This is a genomic window from Butyrivibrio sp. XB500-5, from assembly GCF_003625505.1.
Lineage (GTDB): Bacteria > Bacillota > Clostridia > Lachnospirales > Lachnospiraceae > Butyrivibrio.
Map to the genome: position 1 here is coordinate 76082 of NZ_RAIS01000004.1, position 25432 is coordinate 101513.

Annotated in this window: 22 protein-coding genes, 8 tRNA genes and 1 riboswitch; of the genes, 9 read left to right on the top strand and 21 right to left on the bottom strand. The window is 43.9% G+C overall.

From position 1 onward, the window contains the following. Window positions 1-272 precede the first annotated feature (272 nt). From D6856_RS08340 to D6856_RS08350, 3 genes are all read left to right on the top strand, one after another. Window positions 273-2726: a GH36-type glycosyl hydrolase domain-containing protein gene (locus tag D6856_RS08340; RefSeq protein ID WP_092244028.1), complete on the top strand. Its 2454-nt coding sequence runs from the start codon at window positions 273-275 to the stop codon at window positions 2724-2726. Between the two features lie 204 nt (window positions 2727-2930). Next, a complete protein-coding gene (locus D6856_RS08345; protein ID WP_158588880.1) occupies window positions 2931-3716 on the top strand; it encodes a murein hydrolase activator EnvC family protein in 786 nt (261 codons plus the stop codon). Window positions 3717-3732: 16 nt separating this feature from the next. Then, on the top strand, window positions 3733-4200 hold the full coding sequence (locus tag D6856_RS08350; protein WP_158588881.1) for a bactofilin family protein: 468 nt from the start codon (window positions 3733-3735) through the stop codon (window positions 4198-4200). Window positions 4201-4265: 65 nt separating this feature from the next. Here the strand turns inward: D6856_RS08350 and D6856_RS08355 are convergent, their stop codons facing one another. Further along, window positions 4266-4553, bottom strand: a complete 288-nt coding sequence (locus D6856_RS08355) for a YerC/YecD family TrpR-related protein (RefSeq protein WP_092244037.1) — start codon at window positions 4551-4553, stop codon at window positions 4266-4268. A gap of 213 nt (window positions 4554-4766) precedes the next feature. Between D6856_RS08355 and D6856_RS08360 the strand changes: the two genes are divergently transcribed. Further along, window positions 4767-4967, top strand: coding sequence for a cold-shock protein (locus tag D6856_RS08360; RefSeq protein WP_013281837.1), 201 nt, complete (start codon window positions 4767-4769; stop codon window positions 4965-4967). 168 nt (window positions 4968-5135) lie between these two features. Here the strand turns inward: D6856_RS08360 and hisA are convergent, their stop codons facing one another. Genes hisA through dapA form a run of 3 tightly spaced genes read right to left on the bottom strand, consistent with a single transcriptional unit; the run spans window position 5136 to window position 7623 of the window. Beyond that, window positions 5136-5912: a phosphoribosylformimino-5-aminoimidazole carboxamide ribotide isomerase gene (hisA, locus tag D6856_RS08365; protein WP_120686520.1), complete on the bottom strand. Its 777-nt coding sequence runs from the start codon at window positions 5910-5912 to the stop codon at window positions 5136-5138. A gap of 11 nt (window positions 5913-5923) precedes the next feature. Next, window positions 5924-6679: a 4-hydroxy-tetrahydrodipicolinate reductase gene (gene dapB, locus D6856_RS08370; protein ID WP_120686521.1), complete on the bottom strand. Its 756-nt coding sequence runs from the start codon at window positions 6677-6679 to the stop codon at window positions 5924-5926. A 59-nt stretch (window positions 6680-6738) separates the two neighbouring features. After that, window positions 6739-7623, bottom strand: coding sequence for a 4-hydroxy-tetrahydrodipicolinate synthase (gene dapA / locus D6856_RS08375; protein WP_120686522.1), 885 nt, complete (start codon window positions 7621-7623; stop codon window positions 6739-6741). A 106-nt stretch (window positions 7624-7729) separates the two neighbouring features. Beyond that, a riboswitch (Lysine riboswitch) is annotated at window positions 7730-7903 on the bottom strand. Window positions 7904-8068: 165 nt separating this feature from the next. Here dapA and typA point away from each other — a divergent pair. Next, window positions 8069-9907, top strand: coding sequence for a translational GTPase TypA (gene typA / locus D6856_RS08380; RefSeq protein WP_120686523.1), 1839 nt, complete (start codon window positions 8069-8071; stop codon window positions 9905-9907). A 56-nt stretch (window positions 9908-9963) separates the two neighbouring features. Here the strand turns inward: typA and D6856_RS08385 are convergent, their stop codons facing one another. Beyond that, window positions 9964-10596, bottom strand: coding sequence for a YigZ family protein (locus D6856_RS08385; RefSeq protein ID WP_120686524.1), 633 nt, complete (start codon window positions 10594-10596; stop codon window positions 9964-9966). 97 nt (window positions 10597-10693) lie between these two features. Between D6856_RS08385 and D6856_RS08390 the strand changes: the two genes are divergently transcribed. From D6856_RS08390 to D6856_RS08405, 4 genes are all read left to right on the top strand, one after another. Continuing rightward, on the top strand, window positions 10694-13501 hold the full coding sequence (locus tag D6856_RS08390; RefSeq protein ID WP_120686525.1) for a transglycosylase domain-containing protein: 2808 nt from the start codon (window positions 10694-10696) through the stop codon (window positions 13499-13501). Between the two features lie 78 nt (window positions 13502-13579). Beyond that, window positions 13580-13660, top strand: a tRNA-Leu gene (locus D6856_RS08395). 97 nt (window positions 13661-13757) lie between these two features. Next, window positions 13758-15134, top strand: a complete 1377-nt coding sequence (locus tag D6856_RS08400; RefSeq protein ID WP_120686526.1) for an MATE family efflux transporter — start codon at window positions 13758-13760, stop codon at window positions 15132-15134. A gap of 144 nt (window positions 15135-15278) precedes the next feature. After that, the gene (locus D6856_RS08405) at window positions 15279-15923 is read left to right on the top strand and encodes a DUF4867 family protein (RefSeq protein ID WP_120686527.1); all 645 of its coding nucleotides are present in this window, start codon (window positions 15279-15281) and stop codon (window positions 15921-15923) included. A 121-nt stretch (window positions 15924-16044) separates the two neighbouring features. Here D6856_RS08405 and D6856_RS08410 read toward each other — a convergent pair. From D6856_RS08410 to D6856_RS08485, 16 genes are all read right to left on the bottom strand, one after another. Beyond that, a tRNA-Lys gene (locus tag D6856_RS08410) sits at window positions 16045-16117 on the bottom strand. Window positions 16118-16154: 37 nt separating this feature from the next. Next, window positions 16155-16226, bottom strand: a tRNA-Gln gene (locus D6856_RS08415). A gap of 47 nt (window positions 16227-16273) precedes the next feature. After that, window positions 16274-16347: transfer RNA gene (locus D6856_RS08420), tRNA-His, on the bottom strand. A gap of 83 nt (window positions 16348-16430) precedes the next feature. After that, window positions 16431-16504 (bottom strand) — tRNA-Arg (locus D6856_RS08425). A gap of 120 nt (window positions 16505-16624) precedes the next feature. Then, a tRNA-Gly gene (locus tag D6856_RS08430) sits at window positions 16625-16695 on the bottom strand. Between the two features lie 33 nt (window positions 16696-16728). After that, window positions 16729-16803 (bottom strand) — tRNA-Pro (locus D6856_RS08435). A gap of 85 nt (window positions 16804-16888) precedes the next feature. Next, window positions 16889-17368 (bottom strand): metallophosphoesterase family protein, encoded by a 480-nt coding sequence (locus D6856_RS08440; RefSeq protein ID WP_120686528.1) that lies wholly within the window; start codon window positions 17366-17368, stop codon window positions 16889-16891. A 21-nt stretch (window positions 17369-17389) separates the two neighbouring features. Continuing rightward, window positions 17390-18010 (bottom strand): RdgB/HAM1 family non-canonical purine NTP pyrophosphatase, encoded by a 621-nt coding sequence (rdgB, locus tag D6856_RS08445; protein WP_120686529.1) that lies wholly within the window; start codon window positions 18008-18010, stop codon window positions 17390-17392. Beyond that, on the bottom strand, window positions 18007-19041 hold the full coding sequence (locus D6856_RS08450) for an N-acetylmuramoyl-L-alanine amidase (RefSeq protein WP_120686530.1): 1035 nt from the start codon (window positions 19039-19041) through the stop codon (window positions 18007-18009). The genes rdgB and D6856_RS08450 overlap by 4 nt, the downstream gene beginning before the upstream one ends. 6 nt (window positions 19042-19047) lie before the next feature. Beyond that, window positions 19048-20196, bottom strand: coding sequence for a THUMP domain-containing class I SAM-dependent RNA methyltransferase (locus tag D6856_RS08455; RefSeq protein WP_120686531.1), 1149 nt, complete (start codon window positions 20194-20196; stop codon window positions 19048-19050). Between the two features lie 74 nt (window positions 20197-20270). After that, a tRNA-Arg gene (locus tag D6856_RS08460) sits at window positions 20271-20344 on the bottom strand. Between the two features lie 93 nt (window positions 20345-20437). Next, the gene (locus tag D6856_RS08465; protein WP_092244079.1) at window positions 20438-21577 is read right to left on the bottom strand and encodes an HD domain-containing phosphohydrolase; all 1140 of its coding nucleotides are present in this window, start codon (window positions 21575-21577) and stop codon (window positions 20438-20440) included. A 24-nt stretch (window positions 21578-21601) separates the two neighbouring features. Further along, the gene (locus tag D6856_RS08470) at window positions 21602-22789 is read right to left on the bottom strand and encodes an acetyl-CoA C-acetyltransferase (RefSeq protein ID WP_120686532.1); all 1188 of its coding nucleotides are present in this window, start codon (window positions 22787-22789) and stop codon (window positions 21602-21604) included. A 90-nt stretch (window positions 22790-22879) separates the two neighbouring features. Further along, entirely contained in the window at window positions 22880-23599 is a 720-nt protein-coding gene (locus D6856_RS08475) for an energy-coupling factor ABC transporter ATP-binding protein (RefSeq protein WP_120686533.1), read from the bottom strand. Continuing rightward, on the bottom strand, window positions 23596-24375 hold the full coding sequence (gene cbiQ / locus D6856_RS08480; RefSeq protein WP_120686534.1) for a cobalt ECF transporter T component CbiQ: 780 nt from the start codon (window positions 24373-24375) through the stop codon (window positions 23596-23598). The genes D6856_RS08475 and cbiQ overlap by 4 nt, the downstream gene beginning before the upstream one ends. Continuing rightward, window positions 24375-25385, bottom strand: a complete 1011-nt coding sequence (locus D6856_RS08485) for an energy-coupling factor ABC transporter permease (RefSeq protein WP_120656083.1) — start codon at window positions 25383-25385, stop codon at window positions 24375-24377. The genes cbiQ and D6856_RS08485 overlap by 1 nt, the downstream gene beginning before the upstream one ends. Between the last annotated feature and the right edge of the window lie 47 nt (window positions 25386-25432).

The following is a 25432-nucleotide window of genomic DNA, read 5'->3' on the forward strand; positions in this document are numbered from 1 at the left end:
TCTACCAAAAAATCTTTTGGTTTTTTATCTATTATTACGATTCCTTTTTATGTTCATCCCCGTTTTACCACCATTTTAATTAAACGTTTTCGTATTCATTCCCTGTAATCCTCATGGTTGACGGCATTTTCGGAGTGTTTTCTGTAACATTCAGTATCTATGCGGTTTTCAAGCTCTGTTTTTTATCAATTTTTATGTTGCATTACTGCAGATTACCATATATAATGTGCGTATATATTTCCGAAAACGTTTAAGTTAACTGGAGGGTAAGTATGAAATACGGATTTTTTGACGATCAGGCGTGTGAGTACGTCATCACAACGCCCAAGACTCCTCTTCCTTGGATCAACTATCTCGGAAACAAGGAGTTCTTTACACTTATTTCCAACACTTGTGGCGGATACACATTCTTCAAGGATGCCAAGCTTTTAAGACTTACAAGGTATCGTTACAACAATGTTCCTTATGACAACAACGGTAAATACTTCTATATTAAGGATACAACCGATTCATCTAATGAAGTTATTTGGAATCCGGGATGGCAGCCCGTTAAGACTGCTCTTGACAGCTATGAGTGTCGTCACGGACTTGGATACAGCAAATTCACTTCTACCAAGAACGATGTTAAGGCAGAACTCCTTACTTTCGTTCCCATGAATGATAACTGCGAAGTTTCCAAGATCACTGTAACCAACAACAAGAACACTGCTGCTAAGCTTTCTCTTTTCTCTTATGTAGAATGGTGTCTCTGGAATGCAGACGATGATATGAAGAATTTCCAGCGTAACCTCAGCATCGGTGAAGTAGAGGTTGTAAACGGCGGTTCTGCAATTTTCCACAAGACAGAATACAGAGAGCGTAGAAATCACTATGCCGTATACGGTGTTAACACAGCCGTTGACGGATTTGATACAAGCAGAGACGCTTTCCTCGGTGCATACAACGGTCCCGACAGCCCTGATGTGGTTGCTGACGGCAAGTGCACAGGTTCAATCGCAAGCGGATGGTCACCCATCGCTTCACAGCAGATCAACATTGAGCTTGCTCCCGGCGAGTCCAAGACATTTATCTTCACTCTCGGATACATCGAGAATCCTCAGGATGAGAAGTGGGAAGCCCCCGGCGTGATCAACAAGAAGCGCGCATTCGAGATGCTTGACAACTACAAGACTGTTGAAGCTGTAGACAAGGCTCTTGCAGAGCTCAACGATTACTGGAAGAATCTTCTTACTATTTACCATGTATCATCTTCCAATGAGAAGGTTGACCGTATGGTTAATATCTGGAACCAGTATCAGTGCATGGTAACATTCAACATGTCACGTTCTGCTTCTTATTATGAGTCAGGTATCGGTCGTGGAATGGGATTCAGAGATTCTTGCCAGGATCTTCTCGGATTCGTTCACCTTATTCCCGACAGAGCAAGACAGCGTATCATTGATATCGCTTCAACTCAGTTCCAGGATGGTAGCGCATATCATCAGTACCAGCCTCTTACCAAGAAGGGTAACTCCGACATCGGTTCAGGCTTCAACGACGATCCTTTATGGCTCATCGCAGGTACAAGTGCATATATAAGAGAAACAGGTGACCTTTCTATTCTTAAAGAAATGGTTCCTTTCGATAACGATATGAGTGTTGCCAAGACACTTATGGAGCACCTTAAGTGCTCATTCAACTTCACCGCTACTCACAAGGGTCCTCACGGTCTTCCTCTTATCGGACGTGCCGATTGGAACGACTGCTTGAACCTCAACTGCTTCTCAGAGCATCCCGGAGAGTCTTTCCAGACATTCGGTCCTTCAGAAGGTCCTGTTGCCGAATCAGTATTCATCGCAGGAATGTTCGTTAAGTACGGTGAAGAGTATGCTCAGCTCGCAGAACTCCTCGGCGACAATGCAGAGGCTGAAAGAGCTCGTGCTGAAGTTAAGAAAGTTTATGATGCTACATGCACAGCCGGATGGGATGGCGAATGGTTCGTAAGAGCTTATGATGCATATTCCAACAAGGTTGGTTCAAAAGAATGTGAAGAAGGTCAAATCTACATCGAGCCTCAGGGCTTCTGCGTACTTGCAGGAATCGGTGTTGAAGAAGGTCTTGCAGCCAAGGCTCTTAAGAGCGTTGAAGAAAGACTCGATACCAAGTACGGTGTAATGATCTTCCAGCCCGCTTATACCAAGTATCACCTTGAACTCGGTGAAGTTAGCTCATATCCACCCGGATACAAGGAGAACGGCGGTATCTTCTGCCACAACAATCCTTGGGTATCAATTGCCGAGACTGTTCTCGGACACGGTAACAGAGCATTCGAGATTTATAAGAAGACATGCCCTGCATACATTGAAGATATCAGCGAGATTCACTGCACAGAGCCTTATGTATATTCACAGATGGTTGCAGGTAAGGATGCTAAGTTCTTCGGTCAGGGTAAGAACAGCTGGCTTACAGGAACAGCAGCTTGGACATTTGTCAACATATCACAGTATATCCTTGGCGTATATCCCACACACAACGGTCTTTCAATCAATCCTTGTGTGCCTGCTGACTTTGGTGATTTCTCACTCACAAGAAAATACCGTGGTGCAACATACAACATCAGCGTTAAGCAGAACGGTGCCGAGAAGGGCATCAAGAAGCTTGTCGTAAACGGTAAAGAAATTGAAGGAAATATCATCCCTTACGATGAGAGCGTTAAGGAATACACTGTAGAAGCTATCATGGGTTGATCTTAACAACCGGTATTTCGATATTTTTACTCTTGTTTAATACATTTTGCCCTGTCGGATCTCATAAATTCGGCAGGGTCTTTTTTTGCCCGTAAGCCCGCTAAAATACGCCTTTCCGCGGCCTTCTCTTTTGACCCGAAGAGTCCAAAAGTTGCGAACACCCTTTCAAATATGGTAAAATACGTTGTTGAGTCGGAGGTGAATATGAGCGCAGATATGACTAAGCCCAGAAAACACAGACACAGAAGAAATTATACTTTTATGGTTATTTCGGGAGACTCAGATGGAACGACTAAGCGTCTCCATTTAGACCATTTCAAGACTCAGGTTTTGGCTTACTCAGCCTTTGCCATCGGTCTAATCTTGATCTGCTATATAATTTTTTCCGCGATGACCATCAGCAACCTCAGATCGATCCAGGTCGATCAGAAGTCACAGATTCAGACTCTTACTACAGAGAATGAAAGACTTACAACCACCAATGATACTCTCAGCAATGAGGCAGAACAGCTTCGTGCAGCACTGAACATGAGACTGGAAAACGAGCAGCAATCCGCTGAAGAAGCTGAGAACAATGCCATCCCTTCAGGCTTCCCTCTTACAGGAAAAGCTAACATGGATCTGGCTGTCGATAACGTTGATTCCAACAATATCACTAAATTCGAAGACAGAGCTTCCAATGAAGAAGAAGGCAATCCATTGGTTCTTTTCTCCGCTGCAGAAGGAAACAATATTATCGCTGCAGGAACGGGAACGGTGCTGAGTGTCACATCAGATGCCAAATTCGGCAATTACGTATCCATAGATCACGGCAACGGATATATTTCCATCTATCGCAATTCAGGTACACCGATCGTTTCTGAAGGCGATGAAGTTGATCGTGGCGATATACTTTTTGTTATAGACGGTAACAACACCAAACTGGGTTATCAGATCCAGAAGGATGATAATTATATAAACCCGGAGGAGCTCATAGAGATAAACGGTTAAAATGGAGGATTTACGAATGTTTGGAAATGCAAAAAAAGAAACTGACATACCTGAGAGCACATTACTTGAACAGGTTGGAACCATCATCGGTCCCGGTGCTGTGATCGACGGTCCGCTTACCACGAAGGACTCTACAAGAATTGACGGAACAGTCAAGGGTAACGTTACAATAAGCGGTGCTCTCATAGTCGGACAGACCGGCAAGATCATCGGCACAGCTTCAGGTGTAAACATCTATGTCGCAGGTGAGATAAACGGAAACGTATCTGCACCCCAGGGCAAGGTTGAGATCAGTGATACCGGTAAAGTTATCGGAGATATCACATGTAAGGGTATCATCATTGATGAAAACGCTATCTTCCAGGGAAGATGCGATATGACAGGCCTTGATAAGAGCTCTGCAGAGATTGCAAAAGAAAGAATGGCATCCGATAAAGAATCATCAGATGAAAACTCTTCAGACGATGAGAACAAGGATAAATAATAAAGATATCAGAATATAAAAAAACGCCGCTATGGAATATATCCACAGCGGCGTTAATTATTAGCTCAATCCTGTAATCTTCCGAATACCAACTCATATCCGTCATCGCCATAATTAAGTGAGCGATTGACTCTGCTGATAGTTGCGGTTGAAGCACCTGTCTTGTCGGCAATCTCAAGATATGTCTTATGCTCTCTGAGCATCGAAGCAACCTCAAATCTCTGTGAAAGAGACAGGAGCTCGTTTACCGTACACAAGTCTTCAAAAAAGCTATAACATTCCTCTTTATTCTTTAGGCATAAGATTGCGTCAAACAGGTGATCTACTGCATCTGTTCTGATTTTTTTATTCATATCTGCCGTTTCCTCCAAATTTGGTTTGTGAAATTAACTATATTACGTTAATAAAACTTTCACACATAAACATTTTATCACTCTAAACTTTTAAAGTAAATAGGGGAAGATTTATATTATCTGCTTTACTTTTGTACATATGTTTGATATTATAAATTTGTTGTCATAGACAACTGAACGATTATTTTTTTATTTTTATGTGGAGGTATTACAATGAACAAAGGTACTGTTAAGTGGTTCAACAACCAGAAGGGTTACGGTTTCATCTCAGACGAGGCTGGAAATGATGTATTCGTACATTATTCAGGACTCAACATGGAAGGTTTCAAGTCTCTTGAGGAAGGCGCTTCTGTAGAGTATGATGTAATCCAGGGTGAAAAGGGACCTCAGGCCGTAAACGTAAACAAGCTTTAATTCGAGATTTAAAGCTTAATTAATCAGACTACAAAGTGCCTTATTTAAAATAGATTTATTTTGAATTCGCAAGATTGTAACAATGATTAATCATCAGAGCCATCCGACAAATGTCGGATGGCTCTTTTGCGTTCTATATTTATTCAATAAAACGATAAATCTTTAATATCAATCAGCACAAGCATTAATAACATCTTCAAGCTTGAGGTTGCCACCGAAGAGCTCCAGTGCGCTTCCCACGGTAACATCGACCTTGCCGTTACCGATCTTATTAAGCTTCTTTATATCGTCTATACTCCTTGCGCCTCCGGCGTAGGTTACGGGTATCTTGCTCCAGTCTCCGAGAACCTTAGCAACGTTCTCTTCTATACCATTTTGCTTACCTTCCACGTCAGCAGCATGTACCAGGAATTCGTCGCAGTACTGCGAAAGTTCATCAAGTGTATCCTTGCATAGCTCAACATCTGTAAGCTTCTGCCATCTGTCGGTAACTATATAATACTTACCTTCAGATAATTTACATGAAAGATCCAGAACAATCTTTTCTTTTCCTACAGCCTTGACCAGTTTCTTCAGATTGGTATAGCTGATCTTGCCGTTCTTAAATACATAAGATGTCACGATCACATGTGTTGCTCCGGCTTCGATAAACTCTGCTGCGTTATCGGCAGTGATACCGCCTCCTATCTGAAGGAAACCGGGACAGGCATTAAGTGCTTCGATTGCTTGCTTTTTGGTATTGTTGTAAAAAGGACTTCCCACGGGGTTAAGAAGGATAATATGTCCTCCCGTAAGTCCGTGTTCTCTGTACATTCTTGCATAAAAGACGGCATCCTTGCTTGATACGTAGTTTTCGGAAGCAGAGTCTTTTTCATCTCTCAAACTACTTCCTACTATCTGCTTTACTTTTCCGTTGTGAATATCAATACAAGGTCTGAATCTCATAGCTTAACTCCTTACGCAAGTACATCTGCCATATCATACATTCCGGCAGGTTTTCCTGCAAGGAACTTGGCAGCCTCAATGGCGCCCTTTCCAAATACCGCTCTTGAATATGCTCTGTGAGAAAGAGTTACTACCTCATCGTGACCCGCAAAAATAACATCGTGGTCACCTACAATAGTACCACCTCTGACAGCAGAGATTCCTATCTCCTTCTTGGGTCTCTTCTCTCTTCTCTGACTTCTGTCATATACGTAATCGTACTCATTGGAAAGAGACTCGTTGATGCTGTCTGCAAGTGCAAGAGCTGTTCCGCTGGGTGAATCAAGTTTCTGGTTGTGATGCTTCTCTACTATCTCAATATCAAAGCCTGCTGCCGCAAACAACGGAGATACCTCGCTGAGCACCTTAAGAAGAGCGTTGATTCCGACAGACATATTTGCTGATTTAAGAACAGCTACCTTAGCCGAGCTATCTTTTACCTTGGAAAGCTGCTCATCCGAAAGTCCTGTAGAGCACAGAACAACAGGTACGTTCTTAGCTACGCAGTAATCAAGAAGTCCGTCCACTGCTGAAGCATTTGAAAAATCTACAATAACGTCGCAGTCCACATTGCAGTCGGAAAGGCTCTTGAATGTGGGGAACTCATAATTGTTCTCGCCGAAAGCATCTATTCCTGCAACTACTTCTATATCATTATCTTCTTTGACAAGGTCGATGATAACTCGACCCATACGGCCGTTGCAGCCGTGCATGATCATCTTAGTCATCTTGCATTTCCACCTTTATAAACATTATTCAGTACCGGTATGACCGGCAAAAATCAATCTCAGATAAGTCCGTATTTCTTCATCTCAGCTTTGAGCTTCTGGACATTCTCGGGCTCCATCTCTGTAAGAGGAAGGCGAAGAGAGCCTGCATTGAAGCCGATAAGCTTAAGTGCGCTCTTAACGGGAATGGGATTAACTTCAGAGAAAAGAGCTTTCACAAGTGGATAAGCCTTGAACTGGAGCTCTCTGGCAGTCTCATAGTCACCCTCAAAGCATTTAGCACAGATCTCGTGAGTCTGTCTGGGTGCGATATTGGAAAGAACAGAAATAACACCCTTACCGCCAACTGCCATAATGGGAACGATCTCATCATCCTCTCCGGAATAGAGATCGATGCAACCCTCAGCAAGCATCATCATCTTTGTTGTCTGAGAAATATTACCTGTAGCATCCTTGATACCAACGATGTTCTTATTCTCCTTGCAGAGCTTAACGGCTGTCTCGGGAAGAATATTGCATCCTGTTCTGCTGGGTACGTTATAAAGAATGATAGGAATATCAACAGCATTGGCAATAGCTGTGAAATGTGCAATAAGTCCGTTCTGAGTCGCCTTGTTGTAGTAAGGTGTAACAACAAGAAGTCCGTCAGCGCCGTATTCCTGAGCAAGCTTGGAAAGCTGAATTGCTGTCTCAGTGCAATTGGAACCTGTTCCTGCGATGACAGGTATTCTCTTTGCAACCTTGTCGATACAGTACTTGATAACGTCCATATGCTCTTCTTCTGTCATTGTTGCGGACTCACCTGTAGTTCCGCATACGATGATGGCATCTGTTCCGTTCTCGATCTGGAACTCAATGAGTCTTCCAAACTCCTCGTAGTTAACTTCTCCGTTGTCTTTAAATGGTGTTGCGATCGCAACGCCGGCTCCCTTAAATATAGCCATATAATCCTCCTTCTTGGCTAGGTTCTGAACGCTTTTATCCGTGTTTAGATAAAAAAACCGACTCAGAATGAGTCGGTAACATAATCTCTTTTGATAATAAAAGAAAAATGTTGATAGCGCCCCATCCTAATGATGACAGTTATGCAGCTCTTAACTGCATACCCAAGGCCTCGGTTATCAGGTCCCCGACCCTTTCGGCGTATTCTCCTTTCGCTTAGCTTCTCCTGTGCCTGACACATCCGCAAAACTACTGATAAAACACGCAACCTCTATCTAACTTGCTTAACCTATACTACACCAGCGAGAATGCTATGTCAACAATATACATTACAATAAGAAGATATCTCTCTGAGTAATTTTATATTGAATATGAAAAAAACGCGTGTTATACTTTTTTAGTTTGAAAAGTAAACGATATGTTTTTTCTTATATAAAGGAGTTATTTATGAAGCAAACGAGAAATGATGTAAGAAACGTTGCAATTATCGCCCACGTTGACCACGGTAAGACAACGCTCGTAGACGGTCTTTTGAAGCAGAGCGGTGTTTTCCGTACAGGTCAGGACGTTGTGGAAAGAGTTATGGATTCCGGCGATATCGAGAGAGAACGTGGAATTACCATCATGTCCAAGAATACAGCAATTACATATAAGGATATCAAGATCAATATCATTGACACTCCCGGTCACGCTGACTTCGGTGGAGAGGTTGAGCGAGTTCTCAAAATGGTTAACGGTGTTATCCTTGTTGTTGATGCTTTCGAAGGCCCCATGCCCCAGACTAAGTTCGTTCTTGGTAAAGCAATGGATCTTGGACTTCCCGTTATCGTATGTATCAACAAGATCGACCGTCCCGAGGCTCGTCCCAACGAAGTTATCGATGAGGTTCTTGAGCTTCTTATGGACCTTGGTGCAGACGACAATCAGCTTGACTGTCCTTTCGTGTTTGCTTCCGCAAAGGCCGGAACATCTTCACTTAGTGTCGACGAGCAGGGCACAGATATGAAGCCCCTTCTTGATACAATTATCAACTATATTCCCGCTCCCGTGGGTGACCCCGAGGCGAGCACACAGGTTCTTATCAGCACCATCGACTACAATGAGTACGTTGGACGTATCGGTGTAGGTAAGGTTGATAACGGCGTAGTTAAGGTTAACCAGGAGGTTGTTGTTGTTAACCACCACGAGCCCGAGAGACGTATCAAGACCAAGATCAGTAAGCTTTATGAGTACGACGGACTCGGAAGAGTTGAAGTTCAGGAATCCAAAATCGGTTCTATCGTTGCCATCTCAGGTATCGAAGATCTCAAGATCGGTGATACACTTTGCTCTGTTGACAATCAGATCGCCATTCCTTTCCAGAAGATCTCAGAGCCCACTATTTCAATGAACTTTATAGTAAACGACTCTCCTCTTGCGGGACAGGAAGGTAAATACGTTACATCACGTCACCTTCGTGACAGGTTATATAAAGAGCTTAACACCGACGTTTCACTTCGTGTCGAAGACACGGATACAACAGAAACCTTCAAGGTTTCAGGCCGTGGTGAGCTTCACCTTTCCGTTCTTATTGAGACAATGAGACGTGAAGGCTTTGAGTTTGCGGTAAGTAAGGCCGAGGTTATCTATCACACAGATGAAAACGGCAAAAAGCTTGAGCCTATGGAGAAGTGCTACATCGATGTTCCCGACGAATTCTCGGGAAGTGTTATCCAGAAGCTCGGCGAAAGAAAAGGTGAGCTTGTAAACATGGGTGCCGGAAACGGCGGATACACTCGTATCGAGTTCAACATTCCTTCCCGCGGACTTATCGGTTACAGAGGCGAATTCATGACCGACACCAAGGGTAACGGTATCATCAATACTATTTTTGACGGATATGCTCCTTACAAGGGAGATATGAACTACAGAAAAACAGGTTCTCTTATCGCTTTCGAGACAGGCGTAGCTACAGCATACGGTCTTTTCAATGCTCAGGACAGAGGACAGCTCTTCATAAAGACAGGCGACAAGGTTTACTCAGGAATGGTAATCGGTACCAGCGGTAAGACTGAGGACGTTGAGGTTAACGTATGTAAGACCAAGCATCTTACCAATACAAGAACTTCTTCATCGGATGAAGCACTTCGTCTTGTTCCGCCTAAGATCATGTCTCTTGAGCAGGCAATCGAGTTTATTGATAACGACGAGCTTTTGGAGGTTACACCTACAAGCCTTCGTATCCGTAAGAGAATCCTCGATCCCACTCTGAGAAAAAGAGCCGGTTTCAAAAACAAACAACAGTAAAAAATTAAACACGTGGAAAGATTGATCCTTCCACGTGTTTTTTATATTCATCTTTGTCAGAAGATATAATATCCTTTATCTCCTTCTGTTATCTTTATTCTTCCTTCGCACTTCTGCGTGAGGCCGTCTTTTATCCTATCAGCATCCTCTTCTTTTACACAGATATCATACTGTACGTTTTCGGCATATCTAGGTTCATTTATCTTGATATCGTTCTGCGTTAGATAATACTGAACGTTATTTATCATATTGTAATCGACCTCGAGAGTAAGTAGCTGCGAGTATATCATCTCTCCTACTTCGGATGCCGCGATCCCTGCTTGTGCCGCCTGTGTGTAGGCTCTTACAAGTCCGCCCGTTCCAAGAAGCACTCCGCCGAAATATCTGGTCACGATAATGAGTGTATCCGTAAGCCCTGCGCCCGTTATAACTTCCAATATCGGTTTGCCGGCCGTTCCGGAAGGCTCACCGTTATCGCTACATCTCGTGTTCTCACTGTTCTTTCCTATAACATAGGCGTAGCAGTTGTGACGCGCATCCCAATACTTCTTGGAAACCTCTGCGATCTTCTCTTCCGCCTCGGAAACCGACTTAACTCCGAATACGTGCGCTATGAATCGCGATTTCTTTTCAACGATCTCTCCCGTGCCGTCTTTAGTTGTGATTTTATAGGATTTTATCTCGCTCATAGGTATCAGTATATCATATTTGTTCTCATTTCTTTATTATATGTGGATTTCATGGTATAATTACCAAGTTAAATTGGATTTACAGAGAGGTTATCATATGAACTATGGAAAGAGAGGTATCGTGAATCAGGCGAAAGCCATCAGTTCAGGTACCAATAGATGGGGAAAAAAGTTCAGTCTTTTCGGATTTTGTTTCCTCTTGGCAGCAGTAATAGGAGTAATGATCATTGGAGCAAGTGCCGGCATAGGTATGTTTAACGGCATCAAGGATACTGCTCCCGATGTTGGTGATATCGACGTTTCTCCGAAGGGAATGTCTACTTTTGTTTACGATAAAGACGGTAATGCCACTCGTAAGCTTGTAGCAAAAGATTCCAACAGAATTCCAATCGGCAGGGAGCAGATTCCCGACGATCTGGCACACGCTTTTGTTGCGATCGAGGATGAAAGATTCTACGAGCATAACGGTATTGATATTCAAGGTATCATTCGTGCCGGCTTTAAGGTAATTACTTCCGGTAATGCTTCACAGGGTGCGAGTACCATTACTCAGCAGCTCATTAAGAATAACGTATTTACGGATTGGGTTACAGAGACCAATCTTCTTCAAAAAGGAAAACGTAAGATTCAGGAACAATATCTTGCTATGCAGATTGAGAAAGAATATAGCAAAGATGAGATTCTTACCGAATACTTAAATACGATCAACCTTAGCCAGAACTGTCTGGGTGTTGAGGCGGCAGCAAGAAGATATTTTAATAAGCACGCGGAAGAGCTCACTCTTTCTGAGTGTGCTGTAATTGCAGCTATTACCTCTGCTCCCACAAGATACAATCCTATCAACAACCCGGATAATAACGCCGTAAGAAGACAGATCGTTCTTCAAAAAATGGTTGAACAGGGTTATATCACTCAGGTTGAATACGATCAGGCCAAGGCCGACGATGTTTATTCACGTATTCAGACCGTAAACGAAGAATCTAATGAAGACAACGCGGTTAATACCTGGTTTGATGATGCTCTTATCGATCAGCTCCTTAAGGATTTCCAGGATAAGCTTGGAATGACCAAAGAGCAGGCTACAGCCAAATTGTACAGCGGCGGTCTTAAGATCCTTTCAACACAGGATCCTCATATTCAGGAGATCTGCGACAGAGTATATGCAAACGAAGAGATCTATCCTGCGGGAACCAAATATCTTCTTAACTATGCTCTTACAGTACAGAAGGCAGATGGCTCTACTCAGAATTACAGTTCTGAAATGCTTGAAGTTTACTTCAAAGATGAATCACATGATACTCCATATACAAGCAAAGGCTTTAACAGACTCTTTGACTCAAGAGAAGCTGCACAGGACTGTGCTGATTATTACCAGGAATGTGTAGTTGAAGAAGGCGATGAAGTAGTAGGTGATCCTCACGTAAGAATTATTCCTCAGCCTCAGGTATCGCTGACCATTGAGGATCAACATACAGGTCATGTAGTTGCTATCATCGGAGGAAGAGGTGAAAAGGAAGATAACAGAGCTTTCAACAGAGCAACCGCTTCTCCGAGACAGCCGGGATCTACATTTAAGATCATGTCAACTTATCTCCCCGGTATCGACAGCGGTAAAATCACACTTGCTTCTGTATTCCAGGATGTTCCTACGGCATACTCCCCCGGCGGAAAAGTTGTAAGAGACTGGTGGGGATCCTCAAACGGTGAATGGTACACTGCAAGACGTGCGATCGCAAGATCCGCGAACGTTCCGACAGTTCAGATGTATGCAGTTGTAACACCTGAGCTGGGATATGAATATCTTAAGAAATTAGGCTTCACTACAATAGTCGGAGAAGAAGGCTATAAGGGTGATAAAGCCGTCAACGATATTCACCTTGCAACCGCTCTCGGAGGACTTACCAAAGGTGTCCTTAACGTTGAACTTAATGCCGGCTTTGCTACTATTGCTAACGGCGGTGAATATATTAAGCCTAAGCTTTATACAAAGGTATTACAGCCTGATAAGAACGGCGGATATGAGGTTCTTCTTGATAATGAAGCTCCCGAATCCACACGTGTAATATCAGAGGCAGCCGCATACATACTTACCGACGCAATGAAAGGCGTTGTATCGGGATCTCAAGGTACCGGTACTTCAGTTAATTTCGGAACTACTCCTATAGCAGGTAAGACGGGTACAACAACCGATTATAACGATGTATGGTTCGCAGGTTATACAAACTATTACACCGCAACTACTTGGACCGGCTTTGATAATAATGAAAAGCTTAAATCTTCAAAAGAAAAGAACTTTTCTAAGGAGATGTGGAGAGCTGTAATGGAAGAGATTCACAAAGATCTTCCTTCATCAGATTTCCCTCAGCCTTCATCAGGCTTGGTTAAAGCAACCGTTTGCTCCGAATCCGGAAAGCTTCCTATTCCCGGCGTTTGCGACGGAACACTCACTACCGAGTTGTTTGTAGAAGGTACAGAGCCTACGGAAACCTGTGATGTTCACTATCAGGGCGAGATATGTGCTTTCGATGGTCGTCCCGCTTCAGAATGGTGTCCGTTTAAGACTCAGGGTGTTGTTGCAACTCACCCTGCTCCTCCACCGGAAGTTGCAAGGCTGTATGTAAATGGCGTTCAAGATAACTCTGCATATACTACAACAACTGATGAAGAAGGTAACACGGTTCAAGTTCCGAACACTTGTCACCACACGCCTGAGTTTATGCAGCAAGATGGTATAGACGGTATACTCGCAGGTGAAAGAGCCGAAATGGAGCGAAGAGCCGCAGAAGCAGCCGCTGCTCAAGCCGCAGAAGGCGGAGATCCCAACGGAGCTCCTCCGGCACCGCCCGGACCCCCCGGACAACCTGCACCCGCACCTATCCCTGAGGATGTTGCCGCAGGTAACTAAAAAGCTTTAATTTCAGTTGCAAACATAGTTCAATCTATGTATAATCAAATATGTTGTCGCCCGAAAGGGCGACAATGAGCGGATGTGGCGGAATTGGCAGACGCGCTAGATTTAGGTTCTAGTGTCTCCGACGTGCAGGTTCAAGTCCTGTCATCCGCAGTAAAGTGGAAAGCATATATACAGCTTTCCACTTTTTTGTTACAATTCTTTATTACAGACACCATTGTTTTTTCAATGAGTCGGGGAGATTTCTTTTATGAAAAAATCTAATAACAATCAGATAACTCAAGGCCCTATTTTTAAGGGGATGCTTGTCTATTTCGTAACCCTTTTGGTTGGCGCTTTTTTTCAACAATTTTACAATACGGTCGATGCCGTTATAGTAGGTAACGTTGTAGGCCCGGACGGACTGGCAGCTGTTGGCGGATCGGCAGCAACTATCGTAAATATATTCGTAGGCTTTTTTATGGGACTGTCTTCGGGAGCAACCGTTGTCATCGCTCAGTTTTTCGGTGCCAAGCAGGAAAAAGAGGTTGAAAAAGCCGTTCATACCGCCATGGCAATTGCAATCGCCGGCGGCATTATAATAACGATTGTCGGCTTTGCTATCACCCCAAATGTCATCTCGCTTATGAAGACCTCAGAACGAATAAAAGAGCCTTCTATCGTTTATCTAAGGATCTTTTTCCTGGGTATGACCGCAAACCTTGTCTACAACATGGGAGCCGGTATCTTAAGAGCCGTAGGCGATTCCAAAAGACCGCTTATAGTTCTTATAATCAGCTGCTTTACCAACGTAGGTCTTGACCTGTTCTTCGTTGTTGTCCTTAAAATGGGCTATATGAGCGTCAAAATGGGCGTTATCGGCGTTGCCGTTGCAACTATACTATGCCAGCTCCTTAGCGCCGTTATTGTCGTTACAATGCTAATAAGGAGCAATGATATTTATAAGCTGACCTTGCACAAGATCCGCTTTGACAGACAAATGTTCACCAAGATAATCAGGATAGGGCTTCCGGCAGGCTTTCAGTCAACAATGTACACTTTTTCAAATGCACTTATACAGACTTCGATCAACGAACTCGGAATTGATTATACCGCTGCGTGGGCAGCCTACGGCAAGATTGATGTTGTATTCTGGATGGCTGTAAATGCGATCGGAACTTCCGTTACAACCTTTGCGGGGCAGAATTTCGGAGCCGGCAAATACGACCGTGTAAAAAAGAGTACGGGATACGCCTTTGTCATTGCTCTTCTTATTACCATACCGCTAAGCACAGTTATGTATTTTTACAGTGAGATACTGCTTAGGATATTTATTAAAGACAGCGCCGAAGTCATCCGGATCGGAATTCAGATGGTCAGATTCCTGGTTCCTTTCTATGTAACGTACATATCTGTTGAGATATTCTCAGGTGTACTCAGAGCCATGGGTTCGGCACTGATTCCAATGATAATTACGCTCAGCGGAATATGCGCACTTCGTGTTATATGGATATTAACGGCCTTCCCTATATTCAAGACGGTTGAAACGGTCGAAGCCAGCTATCCCATCACGTGGATCGTAACTTCCATACTGTTCCTAATTTACTACCTTTACTTTACAAAAAAGCGCATCAAAAACGCGGCATAACGAAGCGCAAAAACTGAGATATTTAAGTCATAAAGTAGTTAGTGCTTTCTTTCTTCTTTTGGTACAATGGATAAATGAGAAGCATTCTCATAATTTTATTTACTGAAACAACACCGCACAGACAGCGGTCTGAAAGGAGAAAGCATGAAAATATATAATGTTACTGATCCCGAGTTTACAAACTACGGAAGGATCATCGAGGGTTACGAAGAAGAAAAGAAGCAGATCATGGAGGCTTTAAGAGATAAGACTCCTATCCCGGAGGGCACAGATTATGTTGCTGAGGAGCCCGCTCTTCAGTCACTTCCTGCTGCAGATGTCATCACAAACAGCCTTTTCGGCGGATCACCCATGCAGTTCGGATGGTGCAACGGACACAACACAAAGCTCAACTGCCTTGAGTATCATCGTTCAAGCGAGATCAACATGGGAACTACAGATTTCATCCTTCTTCTTGCAAAAAGAGAAGAGATCGTAGACCACATGATCGATTCAAGCAAAGTAAAAGCATTTCTTTGCCCTAAGGGAGTTATGATCGAGGTATACGCAACAGCACTTCACTATGCTCCTTGTCAGGCAAGCAAGGATTCCGGTTTCCAGGTTCTCGTAGGACTTCCTAAGGGAACAAACGTAGGAAAGCCTGATTTCAAGCCTGCAAATAAGGAAGATGCTCTTCTTACAGCTACAAACAAGTGGCTCCTTCCTCATCCTGATTCATCTGAGGCTAAGGGCGGCGCTGTAGTTGGTATCACAGGCATCAACATCGATATCGCTGATGATCTTAAATGATCAGTAGCTGAATATAGCATAAAAGCCTTGAGAACATAATGTTCTCAAGGCTTTTTTATGTAATAGGGATCAATTTCCCATTAAACAAAAACGCCCGATCATAAGATCGAGCGTTAAATCATGAGACATGGGGGATTCGAACCCCCGACAACTTGATTAAAAGTCAAGTGCTCTACCACCTGAGCTAATATCCCATATATTATGCAATTGCGCGACGAGATTCGACGCTAACTGGGCTAGCGGGATTCGAACCCTCGTATGCAGCAGTCAAAGTGCTGTGCCTTACCACTTGGCGATAGCCCAATGTTGTAAAAGCATAGTAGCATATTCCGCTGTAGCAATTACAAGCGGGTGGCTAGAGGGACTCGAACCCTCGGTCTCCAGAACCACAATCTGGCGCGTTAACCAACTACGCTATAGCCACCATGTATGGTCACACATGGTTTACTGCAATGTCATGTGTTCAATTTGGAAACATATAATGCTCCCTGTTTAATAAAAAAGAAGTGTGCCCGAAGGGATTCGAACCCCCGACCCACGGCTTAGAAGGCCGTTGCTCTATCCAGCTGAGCTACGGACACACGGTAAAAGAGCAATGCTTGCTCTGCATTGGGATTCTCACTAAACTCGGCTGCGCCTCGTTAAGTGTTCACCCATGGCTCACACTAGGCTCGAAAGAACCTCGCCAAGTGTTCTGCGCAAGCGGGTGATGGGAATCGAACCCACGTATCTAGCTTGGAAGGCTAGTGTTCTACCATTGAACTACACCCGCGTGTATTCTGTCTGCGATACGGTGGCTTCCTAATCGGGGTGACAGGATTCGAACCTGCGACCCCCTGCTCCCAAAGCAGGTGCTCTAGCCAAGCTGAGCCACACCCCGTCTCTTTCGCCGTTGTGGCTTAAGCCGTAACGCGAGATTTATTATATAATGATTCTCGATAGCTTGTCAACAACTATTTTATCAATTATAAATATTTGATTTCAGCGTCAATTCGGTCTCCGTCTATGGTTAGGATGATGTAACTCGGTCTCCTTCCCTCCTGTCTCGGATAAGACAAACTTCCGGGGTTAAAGACGTAAACTCCGCCCATAGTCTTGGCTACAGGCTTATGTGTATGCCCAAAGCATATTATCTCCGCTCCGCGCGACAAACCTTCAGCTCTGATATTCTCAAGATCCATGGATACAAGGTACATATGCCCGTGTGTTAGGAATACTCTGTGCCCATCCAGCGTAAAATCAAGCTCTCTCTTAAGCGTAGAGAAAAAGTCGTTATTGCCGGATACGAAATACACCGGACAGTCTGCGGCGATGGCAAACTTGCCCTCTGAGCCTTCAAAATCGCCGCAATGGATTATCCCGTCAAGATTCTCCTCTATATCAAGGACCTTATAAAAATTGTCATCTCTTCCGTGAGTATCACTCACCATCAAATACTTGTGCATACCGTTCTCCCGTTAAGGATCTTAAGCAAGCTCCGCCTTCAAAAGCTCAGCCATCTCTCTAAGTGCTTTTCCTCTGTGGCTTATGGCATTCTTTTCATCAGCAGATATCTCTGCGCTTGTCTTTCCGTACTGCGGAAGAAAGAATATCGGATCATATCCAAATCCGCCTGTTCCGGCGATTTTGTGGCCGATTATGCCTTCCATGTTGCCTATTGTAGACAGTTCTTTTCCTCCGGGTAAAACCGCTGATATCGCGCATACGAATCTGGCTGTGCGCTTCTCATCCGGCACTCCGTTTAGTCTTTCGATAATATTGTTGTTCTTCTCGGTATAGGAAGTATCTCTTCCCATATATCTGGCCGAATAGATACCGGGCTCTTTATTGAGATAGTCAACCTCAAGTCCCGAATCATCTGCAAGAACTATAGTCTCCTGCGCTGCCTTGGCATCCGCATTTTTAATAAGCTCGTACACTCCCCTAGCTTTTATCATTGAATTTTCTGAAAAAGTCGTGCCGTTTTCCTCTATATCTCCGTCAACACCGGCCTCTTTCATCGAAAGGATCTCTGCTCCAAGTCCGCCCAAAATCCCACGTATTTCTCTCATTTTTCCTTCATTTCCGGTCGCAAATACTATTCTCATTCCATCTCCTCAAATGCTTCCAAAACGGCATCATATATGCCTTCTGCAGCTTTTTTCTTATATCCTGCGGATTCAAGGAACTTGCTGTCCATGGATCCGACTTCTATCCTAGCTCCCGGGACGGTCGATTCCATCAAGAATCTGTCGTCATCCTCGAGGGCGAATATACCTATGGCTTTCGCACCTGTTTTTTTGGCGCAGTTTCTTTCAAGCTTATCCGCAAATGCAGCGTTGTTTAATCCTCTGGTAAAAAAGATATCGTTGTACCTGGAGATAACACCCTCTTCCGCATAATCTCTGCCTGTTCCGATCTCAACGACCAGATCTGCTTCCGAAGCCTTTATCGCATCAATTCTTTTCTGCTCGGTGGCGGCAACATCTGCCGTTCTTGTAAAAAAGAATTTGATATTATTATCACTGTCTTTTTCAGAAAGCTCCTTAAGTGTCATAGCAACATCAAGTGCAGCGTCCGAAGAGGAAGTATTCGATGTACTTTCCTTGCTTTCTCCGTCATAAACAGGATTGACCAGAACTATCTTATCATATTTCCGCGAAGGCCTTGCAAACTCAATCTCTATAGTGTTTGACTCTGTGAGTGAGCTTTCATTGACATAAAAGTCATCCAGCTTAAAATCAAGGCATACACTGCCCGTATCGTTCTCTTTGTAGCATATCGCACTTTCAAAGATATCCAGATCCGTCACCACAGCATTATCCAGGTAGAAACCTTCCTCCCTGCTGTCGATGTGTATCAAAAGCTCGTGATCCATGTATCCGTCCTCAAGCACGATATCATCGGAGCTTACACTCTTAGAAAGAGGAATCGTAAGCTTTCCTTTTTGAGAATCCGAAACATTCCTGTCAACAAGTATCTTATAGGCATCCTTGGCAGTTCCGCGGTCAATCGTCACACCTGACGCATCGGTTATCATAATGTGCTTGGTAGCCGATCTCTGAAGCATGACCGCAATGGATATAACGCCGAATACCGTCGCCTTTATGGCAAACCTTTTCATCGCTGCATTATCCATAGCTTATCACTCGCTTCTTCTTGGTGGCTTGGGCCCCATGAACTGATAAAAATATGTCTTCAACATTCCGTTATATATCTTTCGATTCTTATCGGCTTTCCTTCCGATATACTTTTCCGCCTGCTCATATCCGCTGATAAGATACATTGACCACGAATCAAGGCTCTTGTATCGCTCGCCGATTGTCTTATAAAGCGCAGGAAGCTCGCCCCCTTCACCGATTCTTTCGCCGTACGGAGGGTTTGTTATGATAAAGCCGTATTTCTTCCTGTGACTGAGATCCGCTATATCCCTCGCCTGGAAGTGGATCATATTCTCAACGCCTGCCTTAGCCGCGTTTATCCTTGCTATATCAACCATTGCCGGATCAAGGTCATATCCCTGAATATCGGTATCAATATCGGTTATGATCTCATCCCTGCACTCATCTCTTACATCCTGCCAGTTCTGAGGCGTAATGATATGCGTCCAAGCCTCGGCTGTAAAATGCCTGTTCATGCCGGGCGCGATGTGCGCAGCCATCATAGCCGCCTCGATAGGAATAGTTCCGCTTCCGCAGAAAGGATCAACCAAGATCCTGTCTCCGTGCCATGGTGTAAGCATGATAAGCGCAGCCGCAAGATTCTCCGCTATGGGAGCCTTGGACTCAAGCTTTCTGTAACCTCTTTTATGAAGTGAATCTCCGGTCGTATCAAGCGCCACCGTCACTTCGTCTTTCATCAAAAAGACTCTGATTGGATAGCTCTCGGCATCCTCCTTAAACCAATCGGTGTGGTAGCTCTGCTTCATTCGCTCAACAATGGCTTTTTTTACAATTGACTGAATATCGGAAGGGCTAAAGAGCTTACTCTTAACACTTGATGCCTTTTTAACCCAGAACTTACCTCTTTCGGGAATGTATTCTTCCCACGGGAGTTCTTTTACCCCCTGGAAAAGTTCTTCAAAAGACTGCGCTCTAAAGCTTCCTACCTTTATAAGTATCCTCTCGGCAGTTCTCAACCCAATATTGGCACGGCATACCGCGTCCGGGTCTCCCGCAAAGGTGATCCTACCGTCGGAAACCTCTGTTATATCGTATCCGAGATCTATTATTTCTTTTTTAAGTACTGCCTCCAGTCCGAAATGGCACGGGGCTATCAGTTCAAATTTTCTCATAGTTAAAAGTATACCATATTTCCTATCACATAATAAAAAAGAGAGAACAGCAATCTGCTCTCTCTTAGCTTAGATGTGAGTGACAAGATTCGAACTCGCGACCTTCTGGTCCGTAGCCAGACGCTCTATCCAGCTGAGCTACACTCACATAATGTCGCCTGCGGCAACAAAGTATATTATATGCACCGCAGGCGAAGTTGTCAACACATTATTATTGTTTGCGCGATGTGCGCGTTTACTGTCAGCTACTGTACGGAGAATAGCTTCCCTTCATAGCAGCTTCAGCTGCTTTGGTCTGAGCTACAAGCTTCTCCATATCAGGTCTTGCAAACTCAAAGCACGCAAGTAATGTAGGTGAAAAGACTCCGCACTCGCCGTTCTTTATCATCTCATAAGCCTTATCAACAGGATAAGCAGATTTATAAACACGATCACTTACAAGTGCGTCATATACATCGGCAAGAGCCGTAAGCTGAGCACCGATCGAATTGTCTTCTCCTACGAGTCCGTCGGGATATCCGCCACCGTCATATCTCTCATGATGATGCCTGCATATATCAAGACACATCTCATAGTACTCCTTGTCCTGAATATCCTTGAGCATCTCTATTACTTCGCAGCCCCTTGTAGTGTGAGACTTCATTACCTCAAATTCTTCGTTTGTAAGTCTTCCGGGTTTCAAAAGAATGGAATCCGGAACAGATATCTTACCTATATCATGCATAGCCGATGCCTGCGTGATAACGTCTATCAGATGAGGAGTAAGCCCAACCTTGGGGTAGTTATTCATTGCGGTAAGGGCAAGAATTCTTACAAAGCCCTTGATCCTCTTAAGATGATAACCTGACTCCATATTCCTGAACTCAACGATAGTCGCAATGGTATCTATAACTTTTTCATTGCTGTAACGAAGCTTTTCTTCCTGCTTTTTGAGATAGATAAACTGTTTCTTTAAGACTCTCGTCTGATCGTCAGTCTGCTTCTCAAGATTATTCTTGCGGTCGAAAAGTTCAACCGTTCTAGACACTCTCCTGTTTACGATAACAGGATCAAAAGGCTTGTGAACAACGTCAGCCGCTCCGTACTGGTAGCTTGTACGTTCAGCTTCCGTAGAAGTGTCCGCCGTTATCATGAGAACGGGAATAGTCTCATTGAGATTATCCTTTTGCGCCATTGCTTCCAAAACCGCATAGCCATCCATTTCAGGCATAATGATATCGAGCAAAACAGCGGCAAGATTGTCCTTGTTTTCCTCAATCATCTTCATAGCTTGCACGCCATCTCCGGCTTCAAGGATATTATATTTATCTTTGAATATTTCTCCCAGTATTCCTCTGTTGATCTCGTTATCATCAACGACAAGGATTGAGCGTTCTGCCATAAATCCTCCTAAAATAGGGATATATTAATTGCTGTATTTTTCTACAATTGCTGCGCAGCCCATTCCACCGCCTACACACAATGTTGCAAGTCCTTTTTTGGCATCTCTTCTCTGCATCTCATAAAGAAGAGAAACAAGAATTCTGTTTCCTGAGCATCCAACGGGATGTCCGAGTGCGATAGCACCACCGTTTACATTAAGAACATCATTGGAGAATCCAAGATCGTGCTGTACAGCTACAGACTGTGCGGCAAATGCCTCGTTAGCCTCGATAAGATCAAAGTCTCCGATTGAATATCCTGCTTTTTTCATTACTTTATTGGTAGCAGCTACAGGTCCGATACCCATGATGCTGGGCTCTACGCCTGCAAGCTCACCTGCGATCCATGTTCCGAGCGGCTTTACTCCAAGCTCTTTTGCCTTCTCTTCACTCATTACGATGATAGCTGAAGCAGCATCATTGATTCCTGATGAATTGGCTGCCGTAACCATACCGTCTTTTTTGAACGCGGGCTTAAGATGTGAGATTCCCTCTGCAGTTACTCCGCTTCTGGGGCCTTCATCCGTATCAAAAATAATTGTCTCTTTCTTTTTCTTGATCTCTACGGGAACGATCTCTTCCTTGAACTTGCCGTCGGCAATAGCCTTCTCAGCTTTGTTCTGAGACCAAGCCGCAAACTCGTCGAGTTGCTCTCTAGTAAGATGCCACTGCTCCGCAATATTCTCGGCTGTGATACCCATGTGATATCCACCGAAAGCATCTGTGAGTGCGTCCTTGATCATAGCATCCTGAAGCTCTCCGGAGCCCATACGATATCCGTAACGTCCCTGCTGCATAAGATAAGGAGCCATTGACATATTCTCCATACCGCCTGCTACGATGATATCAGCGTCGCCCATAGAAATAAGCTTAGCTGCAAGGTTTACACAATGAAGTCCCGATCCGCAAAGTACGTTGATTGTTGTTGCGGGAACTTCTACGGGTATTCCTGCATTTAATGCAGCCTGTCTTGCGGGATTCTGTCCAAGTCCTGCCTGGATAACGCATCCCATATATACTTCATCAACCTGCTCGGGTTTAACTCCCGCGCGATTTAATGCTTCCTTGATTACAATTGTTCCGAGTGCCGGAGCGGGTGTTGTGCTGAGTGCACCTCCCATTGTTCCTATTGCTGTTCTGCAGGCACCTGCAAGTACTACTTTTCTAGCCATTCTTACCTCCGATTTTATACACTATACCAATTATTATTTTATCACTTTAATGATTAGTGCTCAACGTATTTGTGTGAACACAATTTCTCATTAAAGGCCGTGAGCCTCTAGTAGTTCACTGTTTCCAAGGACATCTTCAGTCCTTCCGTCCGCGACAATCGTTCCATTGTCCAAAAGAATCGTTCTATCACAGGTCTTACTGACAAAATCAAGATCATGCGATGCAATTATCTTAAGTCCGCCGATGCCCTTTAAAACCAGAATCAGATTTCTTCTGTTCCTCGGATCCAAGGCCACTGAAGGCTCATCCATGATTATTATATCAGGTTTCATCGAAAGAATCGTAGCAATTGATGCAAGTTTCTTTTCTCCGCCCGATAATTTGTACGTCTTATTATCTCTAAGATTCTCTATTCCGACAAGTCTTAAAGCTTCGGAAACTCTTTCTTCCACCTCTTCTTCCGAAAGCCCGTAATTACGAGGCCCGAAAGCCACGTCGTCTTCGACTGTTGTTAAAAAGAGCTGGCTGTCGGAATCCTGAAAAACATATCCGATGTGTTCTCTTATGTGATCCAGATTCTTTTTGTTCATCTTATGCCCGGCAACCGTTATATCACCTGTATAATCAAGAAACAGACCCACCATCAATTTCATGAGTGTGGATTTTCCTATTCCGTTTGCGCCGACAAGCCCGATACTTTCACCGTAATTCGCGGTAAAAGAAATGTCTTTTAAAACAATAGAATCTTTTTCATATGAAAAACTAAGTCCTGAAATATTCAGAAGTTCTCCGCTTACTCCGGTCTTCATAAAACACCTCTTCCCGCATAAAATCTAATAAACAAAAGTATAAGCACCCACACTATCGGATAGATAACGTCGATCTTTTTTACTCCCTTTTTCTTGGGAATGAAATCTCCTTTGAATCCGCGAAGGTGCATGCTCTCATACACAATCCTCGCTTTATCCATGCTTCGAAGAAGCCACTGTCCGACGAGCGTTCCCCACGATCTGTATTCTATTCCTTTTTGCCCCGGAGCTCTAAGCCTGTAAGCTGTATATATCCTGTCCGCTTCGTTCGACATAACATCAATGTACCTATATATCAGCATTATGACAATTACAATTATCTTGGGAACTTTGACCGTTCTTAGTGCGTAGCAGATATCGTCTATGGATGTTGTTGCTATGAGCGCATATACCGCCAGCACGGTGTACAGGCCTTTTATCATAAGAGTAAGCATCGAGACCATTCCGCCGCTTACCGAATATCCCGCGATCATAACCGTATTCTTATCCAGGAATGGATTAAATATTCCCACAAAAAGAACCAGCGGAAGGATCAATCGCATTCTATAGATTCCCTCTCTAAAAGAGAGCTCACCTATGATATAAGTAAAGATAATATATACAGACAAAAGAATCAGCGGAACAATCTCATACTTTCCGACTGATGTGACCAGAAAAATATATATAACGCTAATAAGCAGCTTCCCCAAAGGATGAAGGTTATTCATCCAATGGGAACGCTGCTGAAGATCCTGAAGTTTATTTAATTCAACAAGTCTTTTTTCAATTGAATTCATTAAGCTGTTTTAGTCTCTGTCTTTTTCCTAAAGAATCTGAAAACATAGCAGAATACAGCTGAAAGTGTTGCAACAAGGATAGCTCCCACTATGCCGGAGAAGCTTGTTCCTACGGCTGCTTCACTGTCAGGGAATGCATAGTCGGGTAAAAGAGATGTCGTCTCCTGAATGGATTCCGCAGTCTCATATACCGTTCCTTCCGCCTCAAGCTCTGATGTTCCGGCAACCTGCTCCATAGACCATTCAAGTCCGTCAGGGAATGCCGATGCATAAAGTGATACAAATCCTCCGCAGATAAGCGCTGCCACTGCCAATACTATGATTGTTTTCTTTAAGGATAACTTTGCTTCCTTCTTTTCCGAAGCCTCGCCAACGCCCCAAAGAAGCTCAGGTCTTGCTTCATATATAAAAATAAGAACTGCTGATGTAATAAGTCCTTCAACAAAGCCGATAGCAAGGTGAATCGGCTGCATTGTTGCTACAAAAGTCGAAAACGGAAGCTCCGTAATTCCCGATATCAATGTTTCAAGTGTAACCGAGAATGCACCAAGCTGCAAGGTAAGAACGCATCCCAATATCGATGCGAGAATTATCTTGGCTCTCGAAGCTCCTTTCTTCATTATCGGACGCCATATGAGCAATGCTCCTATAAAGCACCCGTAAAAAGCCATATTCCAAACATTACATCCCAGCGCCATAAGTCCGCCGTCAGCAAACAAAAGACACTGGACCAGAAGTACTCCTATCATAGTAAGGAATCCCGCATAGGGTCCCAAAAGTGCGGAAAGCATCATTCCTCCGCAAAGATGTCCCGAAGAACCTGTTCCGGGAATAGTGAAATTAAGCATCTGTGTTGCGAACACAAAGGCTCCCATGACGCCCATTACAGGAATCTTGGATTCGTCGCTTTCCTCTCTTACTTTCTTTACAGAAACGCCTGCCGCTCCCGTAGATAAAACATACATTGTTCCGGCAACCGCAGGAGCAATTAAAGCATCCGCCATATGCATGATATTTTTCCTCCAAATACTTTTCTGAGTTTAGTTTTAATCTCATC